This window comes from Sphingobium sp. B2D3A (assembly GCF_025961795.1).
GTDB lineage: Bacteria > Pseudomonadota > Alphaproteobacteria > Sphingomonadales > Sphingomonadaceae > Sphingobium.
On record NZ_JAOQOI010000001.1, the window covers coordinates 1,839,067 to 1,856,778 of the forward strand.

Here is a 17,712-nt window from a genome sequence, read left to right on the forward strand (position 1 = left end):
TTGCGCGGCGACCACGCACGGCCATCCGCAGATCAATGCGATCAGGACGCGAAGTGGTGGAAGAAAGGTAGCGCTACCCAATAAGCGTGGGACGTGGGGCCGAATGCCGGAAGCCTGTCTCATGCCCCCAAAAGCTCAGACGGGCTGGAGGCCGTAGTCGCGAATCTTGCGCAGCAGATCGCGATGGCGCGGGAGGCTGGTGCGCAGCCGGTCGGTCTGGCGGCTGTTCTCGCGTATCGCCTGCATGGCAACGGCGGCCTCGGGCGTCAGCGTTTCCGGTGCGACTTCTGTGCGGAAGCCCATGCCGTACAGCACATATTGGTAGCTCGCGGCGGGGAAGACCTCTTCGATGCGATCGAACTCGTCATGGAACCAAGGTGACTGGTAGCGCCAGAGGTGCAGCAGGTCCTGCAACCGGTCCGGAATGGTCTCCGGCAGCAGATTGTCGCGCCAGAAGGCGCTGTCGGTGCGTTTGGTCAGCACATAATGTAGCTTGAGGAAATCGATGATCCGGCCCCAGCGATAGCTGGTGGTCTCATTGAAACGCCGGGCGATGATGTCCATCACCTCGCGGCAGGCCGGCATCTGCTCGGCGATCATCTTGGCGGAGAGTTCCACTAGCACGATGGCGGAGGCTTCCAGCGGCTCGAGGAAACCGGCGGCGAGACCGACCGCGACGCAATTGCGCTTCCAGAAGATTTCGCGGTGACCCGAGCGGATGTCGATCTTCCGCAACGGAAAGTCCGCGCCCGCCGGGCCGAGATAGGTGCGCAGCTCGCGCTCGGCCTCGTCCTGCGTGATGTGGCGGCTTGAATAGACATGGCCGATGCCACGGCGAGAGGGCAGGCCGATGTCCCAGATCCAGCCGGCGCTTTGTGCGGTGGAGATCGTGTGCGTCGCGACCGGGCTGCTCTCGCTCTCATAGGGCAGTTGCACGGCCAGCGCGGTGTCGCAGAACAGGATGTCGCCGCAGTCTTTGAATGGCACGCCCAGCGCATCGCCGAGCAGCAGGCTGCGAAAGCCCGTGCAGTCGATGAACAGATCGCCTTCGATTTCGCCGGCCTGCTCGGTGTCGATGGCGCGGATGTCGCCATCCTCCGCCAGCAGCACTTGCCGCACATCGGCCAGCACATGCCGCACGCCCAATGTCTCGCAGCAATGGCGCTGGAGGAAGGGCGCGAACTTTCCGGCATCGAGATGATAGGCGTAGTTGGCGGCGCCTTCATATTCCGCCGTGGTGATGGACTTAGGCCCCAGATTCTCGTCGCAGATCACGCCCTGCGGACACACCGTGTCGCAAAAGCTCTGGCCCTTGCCGTTGGCGAGCCAGTGGGGGACGAGATTGACCCGGGCAAAACCCTCCGGGAGGACGAGCGGGTGATAATAGCCGTCGTCGGCCGCGCCGGTGGTCCAGCGGTTGAAGCGCGCGCCCTGTTTGAAGGCCGCGTCGCATTCGCGGAAGAAGTCGGTTTCGGATACGCCCATGGTCTTGAGCGTCGAGCGCAAGGTGGGCCAGGTGCCTTCGCCAACCCCGATGATCGGCGTGTTCGGCGATTCCACCAGCGTAACGGTGAAGCTGTGCGGGATGCGGCCACGATGTCTCGCCGCGATGATCCCAGCCGTCAACCATCCGGCGGTACCGCCGCCGACGATCACGATATTCTTGACCGGATGAACCATGACCACTCACATGAACGATGCGGGGGAGCGCAGGAGTGCGCTCCCCCGGCAAGAAGTCAACCCGATCAGTACTTCACGCGGACACCGGCCGAGAAGCGGCGTCCGTAGGAGAACACATCCAGCGTCTGATTGCTGAACCGCCCGTGCGTGCTGTAGGTCGAATTGTTGAGGTTGTTCGCCTCGACAAAGACCGTCGCGAAAGGCGTGACGTCATAGCTGGCCGAGGCATCGATCTGCAGTTGCTGATCGACATAGACCGGTTCCGCACCGAAGGTGCCGCCCTGATCCTGACCGAGCCGGACCAGATATTCGTCACGCCAGTTGAGGGCGCCACGGATCTGGAAACCGTCCTTGTCATAGAAGGCGATCAGGTTGGCCGACTTGGCAAGGCCGGTGATCGAGAAGGCCGAGCCGTCCGTGCTGGTGGGATCGTAGTTGCGATTGCTCCACGGGAAGGTGGCATTGGCCTGGAAGCCGAAGCCGCTCTCGCCAAAGACGTGCTGCACAGCGATTTCCACGCCCTTCACGGTGGCTTCCGGCCCGTTGACCTGGCTATTCACGTTGAAGCGCGCAATCCGGCCGGTGCTGGGATCGATTGCATCGTCGATCGACTGCACCGACACACCGCCGACCACGAAGTTGGTGATGTGCTTGAGGTAGAAGTTGGCCGAAACATAGGAGTTCCGCTGATAGTACCACTCTGCTGCCGCATCGAAGTTATCGGAGAGATACGGCTTGAGATCGGGGTTGCCGCCACTGGCCGAGAGGCTGCCCACGCGCAACGTTCCCAACGTGACGGTAGGACGCAGCGCGGCGAGGCCCGGGCGGGTGAGGGTCCGCGAAGCACTCATGCGCAGCAGGAGGTTGGGCATCACCTCCAGCTTCGCATCGAGGCTGGGCAGGAGGAAGGTGTAGTTGGAACTGCGCGAGATGGTCGTCGGATCGGAGAAGCCGTTGGTCCCCAAAGCCGGGTTCGGCTGGATGAGGGTCGGATCGCCCGACGGGATGGACAGGCCCAGCAGACGGCGCCCGATCGCGTTCGAGGTCAGATGCGTGCCTTCATGCCGCAGACCGGCCGTCAGGCTGAACGGCATGCCGCCCAGATCGGTGTCGAAGGTTGCCCGGAAGAAGATGGCATAGGTCTTCTCGCGGATTTCATACACGCTCGCCGGATCGAGCGTCGGTGCCACCGATCCACCCGAGGCTTCGAGCAGCTTGTAAACCTGATACGGATCATAGACGATGACCGAAGGCCCGAGATTGCCCTGATAGCCGGGGATCCAGTTCGCGGTGCTGATGATGCCCTGATAGACGCTGGCCGGCAGTGGCGCGATGCCGCCGCTTGATCCACCGGGGCGTCCGGAAGGCGTGCCATAGCCCGAGCGGCTGGCGAACACGCCATTGCTGAACGTGCTGGTGTTCTCGCCGTACAGCTTGTCTTCCATATACTGGCCACCGAAGGCCAACTTCACATTGTCCTGATCCCAGCGGAGCACGGCCCGCAATTGCTTGACGGTGTCGGCATTGTAGGGCGCGCCACGGACAATCACGTGCGAACCGATCACGCTCGTGTCGGTAAAGCGCGAGACATTGCCTGCCGGACCAATGTCGTGGATCTGCGGCAGATAGTCCTTGCTGGGCCCGAGGATCGTGACGCCGGTATTGGCTCCCAAGATGGTGGTGCCGCCAGCATTGGTGCCACCGTAACCGATGTCCATGCTGTCATTATAGCCGTTCCGGCCCGGATTGCGGGTGCTGCGGGAAATGAAGCCGTCAACGTCCAGCTTGAGATTCTCGCTGACATCCCATTTGACGTTCGCACCGATGGTGTTCGTCTCAAGAATGGTGCGGGTATAGTTTGCGTTGAAGTCCATCGGTGTGCCGAATTGCGAGAAATCGACGACCGTGCCGTTCTCGTCATACTTGACGTTGCGCAGGTCACTGCCGTTGAACCAGGCGGCATAGCCGAACGCATTGCTGTGCACGGTCTGACGGCTGAAATTGTCATCCACCGTGATGAGCAGATTGTCCGAAGGCTGCCACTGCAGGGCGATACGCGCATCGAGGCGCTCGTCCTTGGTATGGATCTGCTCGATGCCGGTTTGCTGCGGGAACCAGTTCAGCACCGAATTGCGATTTGAGGGCGTCGCCCAGGCGGCGCTGGTCGCATCGCTGGTCGGCGTGCAGGTCGGCACGTTCGGGCCGGCCTGACAGGGTGCGAAGTTGGCGCCGATCCAGCCCGGTACGAACACGCGGTTAGAGGTGGTGTCCGTGCGCTTGTAGTTGACGTTGCCGAGAATGCCGATGGTGTCATCCGCGAACGTGTTGGAAATCAGCAGGCCGGCAGACGGCGTCACATCCTTGCTGCGCGACTGGTACGAGCCGGAGGCGCGGCCGATGACCTGGAAACCCGGACGGTCGAACGGCTTGGGCATCTCCACATTGATGAAGCCGCCGATGGCGCTGGTGGAGAGTTCGACATTGGGCGTCTTGTAGACGTTCAGCCGCCCGACGAAGTCCGAGCCGATGGTCGTGAAGTCGACACCGCGGTTGCCGATGGCGGTGGAAATGTGGCGGCCATCGACCAGCGTGTCGATGAAGTCGCCGCCAAAGCCGCGGATGGTGACGCCGTCCGCCTCGCCACGGCGACCGTTGCGCTGCACGGAGACGCCGGGCAGGCGCTGCAGGGCAGCCGCGACGTTAGGATCGGGGAACTTGCCGATGTCCTCGGCCGAGATCGCTTCCACGACGCCGGCGGACTCGCGCTTGATGTCGAGATTCTGCTGGAGCGAGGCGCGGTAGCCGGTGACGATGATGTCTTCAGTCGATGCGCTCTGGGGCGCTGCGCTGCTTTGGGCCATCGCCGGTGCCGAGACGATCAGCGCCAGGGCACTGGGGGCGCCGAGCAGGACCGCCTTAAGAATTGCAGGACGATTGAGATAATCGAAGTTAGGCTGAATGCCTTTCATAACCCCCTCCACTTGTAATCATCGAACGGCTCCGCTGGCCGGTTTCCCGGACAGAAGACGCCACGAAACGGCATTGCTGCCGCCGGTTTTCACATGATGCGGATAAAGTGGTCCCTTGTCGGCGTGACACGTCACGCTTACACCCTCTCCAGACATCGTGTTTTTCTATGCTTGAACGTTAGTGCGAAAAGGTAGCGCTATCAAGCTCAAATTTTCGGTGTATATATGGCCCACCAAAGGGCTGGATTATTGACCGGAAACGTCCGATTCCTGCGGTGGATTGCAGCGATTGGAATTGCGGTGCGGAGAACGGCGTCAAGAAGCGCGCTCCCGCCATCGCAATAAAAATGAGGAGAGGGATGGCATGGAAGCAGCACTCGAAATTCTGGATTCGCGGGCCCATCGGCACCTGCGCCTGGGCGCAATTTCGGCGGAAACGCGCAATTTCGTGCCGGTCCTGCCGTCGGAATTTGCGGCGGCTGCGGCGGTCTGCCCGATTCTCTTTGCGAAGAACCCGGAAACCGGCGCTTTCTATGTCGGTGCCCTGTTCGGCTTCAAGGAAGGCGAAAATCTGCTGGTCGACTCGCATTCCGGCAAGGCGCCGTTCCGCTCGCTCGATGAGCAGCGTGAGGCCTTTTTCGTCTCCGGCGAGAATATCGCGATCGACCGGGCCAGCCCGCGCCTGAGCGAAGTGTCCGGCGAGCCTTTGTTCGATGAGGATGGCGGGGCGACATCGACCACGCGGCATATGCAGCGGTTGCTTGGGCAGATTGTCGCCGGCCAGCAGGAGGCCGAGCGCTTCATCGCCACGCTCAATCGCCTGGGCATCATTCAGCCGATCGATATCTCGCTGCGGTTCGACGATGGCGAAACCATTGAACTGGCGGGCTTGTACACGGTCAGCCTCGATCGGTTGCACGATCTTGACGATGCCAGCGTGCTGGCGCTGTTCCGCAATGGCGATCTTCAACTGGCTTATTGCGTCGCGGCGTCGCTCAAACAGGTCCCGGTGCTGGCCGAGCGTCGCAACCAGATGCTGACCCGGGCGGGTTGATCGGAGAAGTTCGATGGCCGCCGCCATTGCCGAACTGGACCAGGAGGCACTCACCGACGCCGGCGCTTTTCGGCGCCTGCTGGTCGAGCCCTGCCGGCCTGCGGTCATTCGCGGCCTGTGCGCCGATTGGCCCGTCGTCCGTGCGGCGGCGCGGGCGGACGGTGCGCTCGCGGACTATCTGGACCGTTTCGCCACGGACCGGCCGGGAGAAATCTTCGTCGGCGCGCCGGACATTGCCGGGCGCTATTTTTACGACGATGGCCTGGAGGGCTTCAATTTCGAGCGGCGCGAGGTGCCTCTGCGCGAGGGCTTGCGGCAGATCCTGGCGCGCGCCGAGACCTCCGGCGATGGCACGGTGTATATGGGCTCGCTGCCGACCAGCAGCTATGTGCCGGGCTTTGAGGCGGACAATGCCCTGCCATTCATGCCGCAGGGCGTGGTGCCGCGCATCTGGCTGGGCAACGCATCCCATGTGAGCTGCCATTACGACACGTTCGAGAATCTCGCTTGCGTGGTGGCGGGCCGGCGGTGCTTCACGCTGTATCCGCCCGATGCGATTGGCGACCTGTATGTGGGGCCGATCGACCACACCTTGTCCGGTCCGCCCGTCAGTCTCGCTGCTTCGGCGCCGGAGGGCGATCCCCGTTACCCCCGCATGGCGCAGGCCCGCGCGCGGGCCGTTACGGTCGAGCTTCTGCCGGGCGATGCGCTCTACCTCCCCAAATTATGGTGGCATCAGGTGGAGGCGACAGCGCCGTTCAACATGCTCGTCAACTACTGGTGGGATGCCTTCTCCGCCGGCCCGGATGCGCCGATGACGGCGATGATGCTGGCAATGATCGCCATCGCCGAGCGTCCGGCGGCTGAGCGGGAAGCATGGCGCGCTTATTTCGATCATTATGTTTTTCAGCGCGACGGGCATCCGCTTGCCCATCTGCCGGAGGCGCAGCGCGGACTGTTGGGGCCGCTGCGGCAGGGGAATTACGCGCGCATCCGGGCGCTCGTCATGCAGCAATTGCGCGGCGGCTGACTGGCGCCGCTGATAATCACCAAAACAGGAGGATGGGGATGACCATGAAGACAAGCGCAATTCACGCGGCCCTGCTGGCAGGTCTGTGCCTGGCGATGCCTGCCGCGCCGGCTCTGGCGCAGGTTGCCACCAACGCGCCGGCGCCGGTGCCGGGCGCGCCGAAGGTGACGCTCGAGCGTATCAAGGTCCATTCCCCGGCCATCGCAGGGAATCTGGAAGGCGAGTCTGCCGATCGCGATGTCATCGTCGTCCTGCCGCCCAGTTATGCCGCCAATCGGGCCAAGCGATATCCGGTCGTCTACGCTCTGCACGGCTATTCCATCGGCGCTGAGCAGTGGATCGGCGAAATCCATGTGCCGCAAGTGATCGAGGGTGCGCTGGCCAAGGGCGCGCAGGAGATGATCCTGGTCTTCCCGGACAGCAAGACCATCCACAATGGCTCGATGTACTCAAGCTCGGCGACAACCGGCGACTTTGAGCGGTTCATCTCGCACGATCTCATCGCCTATATCGACAGCCACTATCGCACGCTGGCGAGTCCGCAGAGCCGGGGCCTCGTCGGCCATTCCATGGGCGGCTATGGCGCGGCGCGGATCGGGATGAAGCACGCCGCTCAGTTTGGCGCGCTCTATCTGATGAGCCCATGCTGCCTGTCCGCGCGCGACGCCTTCGCGCTGGATGCGGCCGGGCTGGCGCAGGTGGCGGCGATCAAATCACCGGCTGACTCGGCGAATTTGCCATTCCCGCTGCGGGCGCAGCTTGCGGTCGGCGCGGCCTGGTCGCCCAACCCCAAGAAGCCGCCGCTCTATCTCGATCTCCCAAGCGGCGATGAGGCGCAGCGCAATGCCATTCTGGCAAAATGGGCGGCCAATGCGCCATTGGCCTTTGTCGACCAATATATCGGTGCGCTCAAAGGCTATGCCGCGATCGCGATGGACGTCGGTGATCAGGATAGTCTCAAGACCGACACCGAGACGCTGCACAAGGTCCTCGATTCCTACGGCATCGCGAACAGCTTCACCCTGTACGAGGGCACGCATACCAGCCATGTCGCGTTCCGATTCCAGGACCATGTGCTGCCGTTCTTCAGTACGCATCTGGTTGCCAAAGCCGGCGCGGCCCGATGACCCTCAGACATGCGTCCCGTCTGTGGCTGGCGGTAGGGGCGGCAGCGGCGGCGTTGGCAGCGATCCAAGCTGGCGCCCAGACAACCCCCGCCGCGTCGCCGGATGCCGCCCGCAGCGCTATGGTTGATCCGCTGGCGCCCACGGGGCGCTGGAGCATCTACAGCGGCGGGCATGCACCGCTGCCGCCAATGGGCTGGAACAGCTGGAACGCCTTCACCAGTGATATCGATGAAGCCAAGCTGATGGCCTCGGCCCGGGTAATCGTGGAGAGCGGCCTCGCCGCAAAAGGCTATCGCTACATCAACATCGATGATGGCTGGTGGCTCAAGCGCCGCCAGCCGGATGGGCGGATGCTGATCCGGACCGAGACTTTTCCCTCGGCGGCGATCGCAGGCGGCGGCAACAGCTTTCGGCCGCTCACCGACAAGCTGCACGCCATGGGCCTCAAGGCCGGCATTTATTCCGATATCGGCCGCAATTCCTGCGGGCAGGTGTTCACATCGACCTTCCCCAACCAGCCCGAAGGCACGGTGCTGGAGCGCGAAGTGGGCCTTTACGGCCATGTCGATCAGGACATCGCGCTCTACTTCAAGGAATGGGGCTTCGACCTCATCAAGGTCGACGCCTGCGGTATTCGCGGGCTGCCACCCAGCGACCCGCGCGTGAAGGCAGGGCAATATCGCGGCCTCCATCCGCTGATCGACGTGGAGTCGCTCGGGCGTACCGACATTCCGGCCGTCAAGGCGCTGTATGACGAGGTGCGGCAGGCGCTGGAGCGACATAATCCCGACCAGGATTATGTTTATTCGCTGTGCCTGTGGGGATCGGCGGACTCGCGGGCATGGTCCCGAACGGTCGGCAACATGTCGCGCACCAGCGAGGATATCTTCCCCACCTGGAGCCGGATGCTGCACAATCTCGACAGCGTCGCGCATCGCCCGCTTTATGCTCACCCCGGCTCCTGGAACGACCCCGACATGCTGTTCGTCGGCACCGGGGACTTCGACATGACCAACCCCGTCCGTGCGCGCTCGCACATGGCGCTGTGGGCCATGGTCAATGCCCCGCTGATCATCGGCTATGATCTGCGCAAGGCCTCGCCGCAGATGCTGGCGATCCTCGGCAATGAGCGGATCGTCGCGCTCAATCAGGACCCCGCAGGCAATCAGGCGGTGCTCGCCTTCGATTCGCAGGACGTGCAGATCTTCGTGAAGGCGCTTGCCGATGGCGACAAGGCGGTCGCGGTTTTCAACCGCACGGCAGCGCCCGCCAAGGCGGTGCTGACGGCGGATCATCTGAAGTTCGCGACCAGTGCGCCGGTCAGGCTCACCGATCTCTGGCAGGGCGCAGACCGTCAGTTCACGGGCGAGCAAGCCCTCGACCTCGCGCCGTATGAGACGCTGATCTTTCGCGCAAAGGGCGCGCGGCGGCTCGTTGGAGGGCTCTATCTTTCCGAGCAGCCGTCACGGGTCAATCCTGCGGAGGATGGCGTGGTCGTGCCGGAGGCGGACCCGCAGGTGTATCGCGGACTGCTCCCCTGGCGCGGGACCAAGGGTGGCGGCGAGCGCACGCAATATGGCGGCTGGGGCGGGGCACGGCTGGACCAGACGCCGTTCGGGCAGGCGCTATCCGTTGCCGGCACGCATTTCGAGACCGGCCTTGGCATTCTCACCAATTCGCGGGTGGAGGTGCGCAATGAAGGGTTCCGGCGCTTCGTCGCCTCCGTGGGAGTGGATGACTCCGCGCGCTCCCGCCAGCAGCCGGTGACATTCTTGGTCTACGGCGATGGCAAGCTGCTCGCGCGCTCCAGGCCGGCCCAAGCGGGAGAAGCGGCGCAGTCGTTCGATGTCCCCGTTGACGGGGTCCGCATCATTGAGCTGGTCGCCCGGACGGCGCAGGCTGAGCGCTTTCCCGACCCGGTGACCTGGGGTGATGCGGCGCTGATGGAATAGGCGCCGACACGCTGCCATGAGGCATGCCTTCGCTGTCCTCGCCGAGCGAGGCGGACCCTGTTGCACGTTCGTCGGTCATCGCATTTCTGTGCGCCTGCATCGCCGAGTTGAGTCGGCGCAAAGTCGTCCTGCCGCATGATCCACTCTGGTTACCGGTGGTTAACGTGGGGGGAGGGGAACCGTTCATCTATGCGCAAGGTTCCCCTGAACACGCAGGAACTCGTGGTGCTTCCTGCGCCGCATTGAAAGGTTCGGAGAGTTCATGACGGAGGGGTTTCTGACAGTCGAATACGCACCTCGCGAGCGGCGGTCGGATGATGCTGCGATCCTGCAGACCCCGGCCGATCGACGAGTAGGAGAAACGCAATGAATACCCTTTCCACCAGTTCCAAGCTTCTTATGACGCTGGCTTTGATGACCGGCGTGGCGTCCGGCAGCGTGCTCGCGCAGACGGAAACCGCGCCTGAGGCGGATGTCTCGACGACCGTTTACACCGATTCCGCCCAGATGACGGCGGGTCCGGAGATCGAGGGGATTATCTCTGCGCGCAATGGCGACCAGCTGCAGATCACCTCGACCGATGGAACGCGCAATACGGTTACCGTTAACAGTTCGACCCGCATTACGGCCAGCAGCGGCTTCCTTGGGCTCAACCGCGATCAGCTGGGTGCCGATCAGCTCCTGAACGGCCTGCCGGTCAAGGTCGACACGCTGCAGGGCGGCGGCGGTCTGGTCGCCAGCAAGATCGACCTCAAGAACCGTGATCTGCGCACGGCCGAAATGATCCGCAATGGCACCTCGCAGCGCTTCGAGGAGCAGACGGCCGCCACGGACGCCCTGCGCGCCCGCATGGGCGACATCGACAAGTATAACATCAAGAGCACGACCAACGTGAACTTCGACACCGGCAAGGCGGTGCTCTCGCCGATGGCCAAGCAGAACCTCTGCGCCACTGCCGCGCAGGCTGAGGCGACCGAGAATGCCCTGCTACTGGTGGTCGGCTATACGGACTCGACCGGCGACCCGGAATTCAACCAGACACTGAGCGAAAAGCGCGCGGCGAGCGTGCTCAATTATCTGCAGCAGACCTGCAAGTGGAAGCCATACCGCATGCTCGCCCCCGCCGGCATGTCGCTCTCCGATCCGGTCGCTGATAACTCCACGCCGGAAGGCAAGGCCCAGAACCGTCGCGTGGAAGTCCATGTGCTGGTCAGCAAGGCGGTCGACGGCGCCTAAGTCAGGATTGCTCCGGCCCCGTCCATCTCTGGCTCAGTCGAGCCGGCGGTTGGCGGGGCCGATCTGCGTCCGGAAGCGTCAGGGGAGGTCGCCTGGCTCGCCGTCCGCAGGACGCTGCATCGCCGCCCGTGTGTCATCGAGAGCGAGCTGCACGAGAACCTGCATGGCCTCCGCCGCCGCATCTGCGTCCCCGGCGGCAATCGCATCATAGACGCGCATATGATCGGGCACCGGGTCGCGCGGAAGGCCGACGGACCGCTGCTTGAACTGGGTCGTCCAGTTGACGGCCGCACCGATACTGGCGCTGAGCGTCATCAACACGGCGTTGCCGGTGCAGGCAAGCAAGGCGCTGTGGAAATCCCGGTCCGCCTCCCGGCCTTGCTCGGTCGCCAGCGTGAAGCGGCGCATCCGGGTCAGCGCATCCTTCATCGCGGCAACATCATTGCGATCCCGCCGCTTGGCGGCGAGGCGCGCGGCTTCCGGTTCGACGATTGCCCGCAGCTCGAACAGGTCGCGCACATAATTCACATCCGGCTCGCCGCCGAAGGCCCAAGCCAGCACCATCGGATCGAGCAGGTTCCAGTGACTGCGCGGCAATACGCGCGTGCCAGCCTTGGGGCGGCTTTCCACCAGCCCCTTGGCGGTCAGCACCTGGATTGCTTCGCGATAGGCACTGCGGGAGACGTCCAGCGCCTCGGCATTCTCAATCTCGCCCGTCAGCCGCTCGCCCGGCGCGATCCGCCCGGAGACGATGGCCGAGCCGAGATAATGGGCCACAGCCCCGCGGAGCCGGCGCCCTGACCCCTTGGCCGAGCGGGGGAGCCCGGTCGGGGTGTCGCCTAAACCTCCGTTCCCGGCCGTGCTGTTGTCCTGCGTGCTGATAGTCATGCCCCTGTTGCCGCCAGATCGTCTGGACGTTGCTGGAGGCTCAATTAGCGGGACTTGGGGCCTTGTGGCAACAGGAGGGCTGGCGCGGGCGCGATCATGCGCGCCCGCGCGGCTTCTTCATCAGGGTTCCAGCGCGATCACCGCGACGGACTTGGCTGGCATGTCGATCGTCAGCTTGCCACCGCGCACGCTGCCCGCAATCGGCTTGGGGCTGACGGTATTGGGGGCGGCGAAGCTGTTGATGCTGTCCACCTTTGGCGCGGTCAGCACATCGCCACGCGCCGAGCGCACGTTCAGCCCCGCGACGTTGACCGTCACCGGCGCGGCGCGCTGGGTGTCGACATTGGTCAGTGCCAGCCAGTATTTGCCCTGCTTGTCCTTCACGGCAACGGCATCGATGCGAGGCAGGGTGATGTCTCCATGCTGGTACGTTCCGGCCTGGAAACTGACCGGAATGAAGGTCGCATCCTGGAACGGCACATACATTTTGAAGACGTGATAGGTGGGGGTGAGCACCATCTTCTCTTCATCGGTGAGGATCATCGCCTGCAGCACGTTGATCATCTGTGCGATGTTGGTCAGCTTCACCCGGTCCGCATGGCGGGCGAAGATGTTGATGTTGAGCGCCGCGATAATGGCGTCGCGCAGCGAGTTCTGCTGCTGAAGGAAGCCGGGATTGGTGCCGGGCAGGGGCTTGAGCCACACGCCCCATTCATCGACGGCGAGCGAGACCTTCTTCTCAGGATCATATTTGTCCATCACCGCCGCATTGGCCTTGATAAAGCCGTCCATCCCAAGCGTTTCCTTGACCAGCCGGGCATAGGCGCCCTCATCGAAGGCGTCGCTGGGGTAGGAGGGCGGCCAGCCGCCGGTCGTGTAGCGGTGGAGCGAAAGGCTCTCGATCGACCAGGCCCAGTCGTGCTGCTTCCAGGTCTTCATCACCTCCTCGGTGTAGGCGGTATTGTCATCGCCCGGTCCGACGGCGACGCGCAGCATGGCATCGGGTTTTCCTTCACCCTGTTCGGGGTGATAGTTGCGCACGAAGCGCGCATAGAGCTTCATCTGGTCGGCATAGAATTCCGGCCGCATCGCCCCGCCGCAACTCCAGCTCTCATTGCCGAGGCCGAGATATTTGATCTTGTAAGGCTCGCGATGGCCATTGTCGGCACGCTCCTTGCCGGCCGATGTGGTGGGATCGGCGGTCATATAGGCGACCCAATCTGCCGCTTCCTTCACCGTTCCGGAGCCGACATTGACGTTGAGATAGACCTCAGCGCCCACCTGGCCGACGAAATCCATGAACTCGTCGGTGCCGAATGCGCTGGTCTCGACCGAGCCGCCCCAGTTGGAATTGATCGAGCTGCGGCGGTTCTTGGCCGGGCCTACGCCGTCGCGCCAATGATATTCGTCCGCAAAGCAGCCGCCCGGCCAGCGCACCAGCGGGGTACGAATGGCGCGCAGGGCGTTGACGACATCGGTGCGGATGCCGCGGACATTGGGAATCTTGCTGTCCTTGCCGACCCACACGCCGCCATAGATGCCGGTGCCAAGATGCTCGGCGAACTGGCCGAAGATGTCGCGGCTGATCGTCGCGCCCGGCTTGGTGGCGTCGATCCGCACCTCGACCGGATCGCCGGCGCGAGCCTGCGCGGCGGCGGGCGTGGTCGCGGCGGTGAAAGCCGGGATGCTCATGGCTGTGGCCAGCAGGGCCAATGTTGCAAATCTCAAAGTCTCTCTCCCCTATTTGAATGTCTTCAGTGCGAATGATCTTTTGTCAGGGCTGCGCCTCGCTGCGGATCGGCAGTTCAAAGCCGGGAACAGGCAGCGCGCGGGCATCGAACAGATTGACGATGGGGCTGTCGCCCCACGCATAGCGCACCCGGCTGGCGGCGTGGCCATCGTCCTCGAGCCATACGTCGGCTCCCGAGATGCGAGCCTGCGCATAGCGGCAGCTCTCCTGCGCATCGCCGCATAGCTCGAAGCCGATGGGCGCAGAGGTGCTCCACGCGGCGAGGCTGCCCTCGATCCCTGAGAAGCTGATCCTGATCCGCCCCTGCGTGCGCAAGGCTTGCATGGGCATCGGCAAAGGCGTTCCCTGCGCAGCCATGGCCAAGCGAGCGCCGAGCAGCGCCTTGTTGGCAGGGTGGATATCGGTGCGCTCGCCGATGTCGATGGCGGTCACCAACGCGGCATTGGCGTCACCGCTGACGAACGCGCGCTGGTCCTCGCGAATGGTCGCCCAGCCGGACGCCGCCGGCGCCAGCTGCGTGGGTCCATAATTGGCAAGCTGCACCACCAGCATCCGCATGTCCTTGCCGAACTGGTGACGCCATCCTGCGGCAAGCGCGGCGAGGCGGCGGGCATAGCCGGGCACGTCGACGTCGCTCTCGCCCTGATACCAGGCAGCCCCGCGCAGGGCGATCTGCCCGAGGGGCGCGACCATGGCATTGTGCATGATGCCGAGGCCGCCATTGCCGTCCCATGGCGGGCGCGGCGGGAAGCTGGGGACGGGGGCGATGCTGTAGCGCCAGCCTTGCGCGAGGGGGATCTCAGCACCGCCGGCGATGGCCAACTTCAACCGTTCCGTGCCGGTGGTGAAGCCGCCCTTGTCCCAGCTGTTGCTGATCGCGACCATGATCTCATTATCGCCCGCGTGGAGAAACGCAGGGGGGACGGCGTAGCGGCGCGCCTCGTCCCAGCTGAACGTATTGCCCACCGCGTGGCCATTGACGAAGGTCATGTCCATATCGTCGATGATGCCCAGTTCCAGCGTCGCGCCGGCCTTGGCCTGTGCGCCGGTCAGCCGCACGGTGCGGCGCAGCCAGACGGTGCCGGTGGCATCCTTGGCGAGCGGCGTGCCCGCCCAGTCGTTCCAAACGCCGATGGCGGGCACATCCTGCCAGCTGAGGATATCCGGCTTACGCCAGGGCTCGCTCCTCTCGGCTTCGTCCCGATACCAGCGCTCCCATTGCGGGGCGAAGGCGGTGATGGCGCCGAGCGGATCGGTGGCATGTTGGCGCAGCATTGCCAGATCGTCCTTGCCGTCCAGCGCTTCGGCGGCATCCGGCGTGAGCCAGGGCCGCAGCCGCGAGCCGCCCCAGCTCGCATGGATGAGGCCGATCGGGATATGCTGCTGCGCCCGCAACGCCTCGCCCATGAAGTAGCAGGCAGCGGAGAATTCCGGCGTCGATTGCGGCGTCGCGGCTGTCCATGCCGTCGGGCTGCCGAAGCGCGTTGCGGGCAGGCTGGCTGTCGCCTTGGGAATTTGCATCAGGCGCAGGCCGGGGTCGCCCGACTGCATGACGACCATCGGGCCGTTCAATGCTCGCGCGACCGGAAACTCCATGTTGGACTGGCCCGAGCACAGCCACACATCGCCGACCAGTAGATCGCGCACTGTCACGGCGCTGCCATCTGCGCCCGAGAGCTGAAGCGTCAGCGGTGTTTCGCTGGCCGGGCGGGGAGGGAAGCGCAGGTTGAAGGCGCCAGTGGTATCCGCAGTGGTTGTGGCCTGTTCAGTGCCGAGGGTCGCGCGGATTGTCTCGCCTCGGGCTGCGGTACCGGTGATGACAATAGGCGCGTCGCGCTGGATGACGGCCTGATCCGTCCAGACCGGGGAAAGCTGAGGGGCGGCCAATGCGCCGCTGGCCGTAAGCAGACAGCCGAGCGCCAGAACAGGTCGGGCATATCCCAAGCCCCGCCGCGCGCCGCAAACGCTCATCGTCCTCTCCCCACTCTTTGTTGGTAGCGTTATCATGATTGGCCGATCAGGATTCGGCAACCCCTTACAGTCAGATTTTCAGGCTCAATCCTCGAAGGCTTCCACTTGCACGCGCTGACCGCGCAGGAAGCTGTCGGCGACAATGCAGAGCGGCGCGGTGTCAACATCGCTGAGCCCATCGCGCACCAGCTCGGCGAAGCGAGCATAGAGGCCGGGATATTCGACATCGGGGCTCTCGACCGTGCCCTTGGGCAGGGAGAGCACGGCGCCACCTTTGGCCAGATGCACAGTGCCGGCGTCGGTCTCCACGATGATGTCCCAGCTCTGCGGTCCGGTCTGGCGCCAGTCGAGATCCATGTGGATCGGCGTGCCGAGCGTGTCGGACAAGCGCAGATCGGCGGCGATCGGCGCAGCCCGGTTCTCGGGGAATTGCAGGGTGGCATCCTTGAGGAACACCGGGCTGGGCAGGATCTGCGTGAGGATCGACAGCGCATTGATGCCGGGGTCGAACACGCCGAGGCCGCCGGGTTGCCAGATCCAGTCCTGCCCCGGATGCCACACGCGCACATCCTCGCGCCAGATGATCGAGACATGCTCGATCCGCCGCTCGGCCAGCCATTGGCGCGCCGGCTCGACGCCGGCGGCATAGCGCGAATGCCAGGAGGCGAAGAGGGTTACGCCTGCCGCCTCCGCCAGACCTTGCAGCGCAATGACTTCCGACAGGGTGGCGCCGGGCGGCTTTTCGAGGAACACATGCAAACCGGCCTCGATAGCGCGGGCGGCGAGCGTATAGCGCACCTGCGGCGGTGTGCAGAGCGCGATCGCATCCACCGCCGGGCCATGGGCGATCAGCGCCTCGAGGTCGCTGAAATGGGGGATATCGTCCAAGCCGGGGGGATGGCGGCTGACGGTCGCGGTCAGGGCGAAATCGGGATTGGCGGCGATGGCGGGAAAATGCTGGTCGCGCGCGATCTTGCCCACGCCCTGTAGCGCGATGCGAATGGGGCCGGCGCTCATTACAGCGCGCCCGGGCTGACGCTGGTCTCTGCCATGCGCGTGAGCGGGTTGGAGACCGGCAGCGTGAAGGGCGCCGCGCTGATCTCGAACACGTCACCTTCCTGCGCGCTCACGCCATCGCTGAAGGACAAAGTGGCCGTGCCGAAGAAATGCACGTGCAGGTCACCCGGCCGGCGGAACAACGCATATTTGAAGTGATGATGCTCAAGATTGGCGATGCTGTGGGACATGTTTGCCTCGCCCGAGAGGAAGGGCTTCTCCCAGATCACGTCATCCCCCCGGCGGATGCGGCTGGTCCCCTCGATATGGGTTGGGGAAGGGCCGAGCAGCAATTCCGGCCCGAGCGCGGCCTTGCGGAGCTTGGAGTGGGCGAGCCAGAGATAATTGTGCCGCTCGGTCACATGATCGCTGAACTCGTTGGCAAGCGCGAAGCCGAGCCGCCACGGCTTTCCGTCTGCATCGATGATGTAGATGCCGGCCAGTTCCGGTTCTTCGCCGCCATCCTGCGCGAAGGCTGGCATGTCCAGGGGCTGGTGCGGGCCGAGGAGCTGGGAGCCATCGCCCTTATAGAACCATTCTGGCTGCTGGCCGATCTGACCGGGCGCTGGCTTGCCGCCTTCCAGCCCTTCCAGGAAGATGCGCATCGAGTCTGTCAGCGTTTCGGCCTGCAGCGCCTGCTTGTGCATCTTGTCCCGCCCTTCCGCGGAGCCGAGATGGGTAAGACCGGTGCCGGTCATCAGCAGATGGGCCGGGTCTTCATGATCGATCGGCGCGAGCAATTCGCCGGCCGAGAAGGCGGCGGCGAGATCCACAGAGGCACCTTTGGCATAATGCTGCACGGTCTCCAGCAACGATTGGCGCCGGGCGAGGGCGTCCTGCGCCAGCGCTCGGATGTTGCTGCTGCCCTGCAGCAGCCAAGCCTCGTCATCCACGGCGAGAATCACGGATCGCGCGCCAGAAGGTGCCTGATGTTGCAGCAAACGCGTCGCCATTGGACGTCCTCTTCCATTCCTCATGCGCCGCGCGGGCGCCGGTTCG

At 64.3% G+C, this 17,712-nt stretch carries 12 protein-coding genes; 5 read left to right on the forward strand and 7 right to left on the reverse strand.

Translation table 11 applies throughout. The features are described from left to right. Positions 1–135: 135 nt before the first annotated feature. Positions 136–1,680: a tryptophan halogenase family protein gene (locus tag M2337_RS08560; RefSeq protein ID WP_264569876.1), complete on the reverse strand. Its 1,545-nt coding sequence runs from the start codon at positions 1,678–1,680 to the stop codon at positions 136–138. 65 nt (positions 1,681–1,745) lie between these two features. Next, complete coding sequence (locus tag M2337_RS08565) at positions 1,746–4,649, reverse strand: TonB-dependent receptor (RefSeq protein WP_264569877.1); 2,904 nt, start codon at positions 4,647–4,649, stop codon at positions 1,746–1,748. A gap of 364 nt (positions 4,650–5,013) precedes the next feature. Between M2337_RS08565 and M2337_RS08570 the strand changes: the two genes are divergently transcribed. The 5 genes from M2337_RS08570 (at position 5,014) to M2337_RS08590 (ending at position 11,048) form a co-directional block, all read left to right on the forward strand. Continuing rightward, positions 5,014–5,703 carry a SapC family protein gene (locus M2337_RS08570; protein WP_264569878.1) on the forward strand — a complete coding sequence of 230 codons (690 nt, stop codon included), beginning with the start codon at positions 5,014–5,016 and terminating at the stop codon, positions 5,701–5,703. A 13-nt stretch (positions 5,704–5,716) separates the two neighbouring features. Beyond that, the gene (locus M2337_RS08575; protein ID WP_264569879.1) at positions 5,717–6,733 is read left to right on the forward strand and encodes a cupin-like domain-containing protein; all 1,017 of its coding nucleotides are present in this window, start codon (positions 5,717–5,719) and stop codon (positions 6,731–6,733) included. Positions 6,734–6,771: 38 nt separating this feature from the next. Next, positions 6,772–7,860, forward strand: coding sequence for an alpha/beta hydrolase (locus tag M2337_RS08580; protein ID WP_319799429.1), 1,089 nt, complete (start codon positions 6,772–6,774; stop codon positions 7,858–7,860). Further along, positions 7,857–9,812, forward strand: a complete 1,956-nt coding sequence (locus tag M2337_RS08585; protein ID WP_264569880.1) for an NPCBM/NEW2 domain-containing protein — start codon at positions 7,857–7,859, stop codon at positions 9,810–9,812. Before M2337_RS08580 ends, M2337_RS08585 begins: the two co-directional genes overlap by 4 nt. A gap of 366 nt (positions 9,813–10,178) precedes the next feature. Then, complete coding sequence (locus tag M2337_RS08590) at positions 10,179–11,048, forward strand: OmpA family protein (RefSeq protein WP_264569881.1); 870 nt, start codon at positions 10,179–10,181, stop codon at positions 11,046–11,048. A 78-nt stretch (positions 11,049–11,126) separates the two neighbouring features. On the opposite strand, the gene M2337_RS08595 is transcribed toward M2337_RS08590, so the two are convergent. The 5 genes from M2337_RS08595 to araD1 form a co-directional block, all read right to left on the reverse strand. Then, the gene (locus tag M2337_RS08595; RefSeq protein ID WP_264569882.1) at positions 11,127–11,936 is read right to left on the reverse strand and encodes a FadR/GntR family transcriptional regulator; all 810 of its coding nucleotides are present in this window, start codon (positions 11,934–11,936) and stop codon (positions 11,127–11,129) included. 120 nt (positions 11,937–12,056) lie between these two features. Continuing rightward, complete coding sequence (locus tag M2337_RS08600; RefSeq protein WP_264569883.1) at positions 12,057–13,628, reverse strand: alpha-N-arabinofuranosidase; 1,572 nt, start codon at positions 13,626–13,628, stop codon at positions 12,057–12,059. An 82-nt stretch (positions 13,629–13,710) separates the two neighbouring features. Next, positions 13,711–15,657 (reverse strand): sialate O-acetylesterase, encoded by a 1,947-nt coding sequence (locus M2337_RS08605; RefSeq protein WP_264569884.1) that lies wholly within the window; start codon positions 15,655–15,657, stop codon positions 13,711–13,713. Positions 15,658–15,741: 84 nt separating this feature from the next. Beyond that, entirely contained in the window at positions 15,742–16,674 is a 933-nt protein-coding gene (locus tag M2337_RS08610; protein ID WP_264569885.1) for a Gfo/Idh/MocA family protein, read from the reverse strand. Continuing rightward, complete coding sequence (araD1, locus tag M2337_RS08615) at positions 16,674–17,666, reverse strand: AraD1 family protein (RefSeq protein WP_264569886.1); 993 nt, start codon at positions 17,664–17,666, stop codon at positions 16,674–16,676. The genes M2337_RS08610 and araD1 overlap by 1 nt, the downstream gene beginning before the upstream one ends. Positions 17,667–17,712 lie beyond the last annotated feature (46 nt).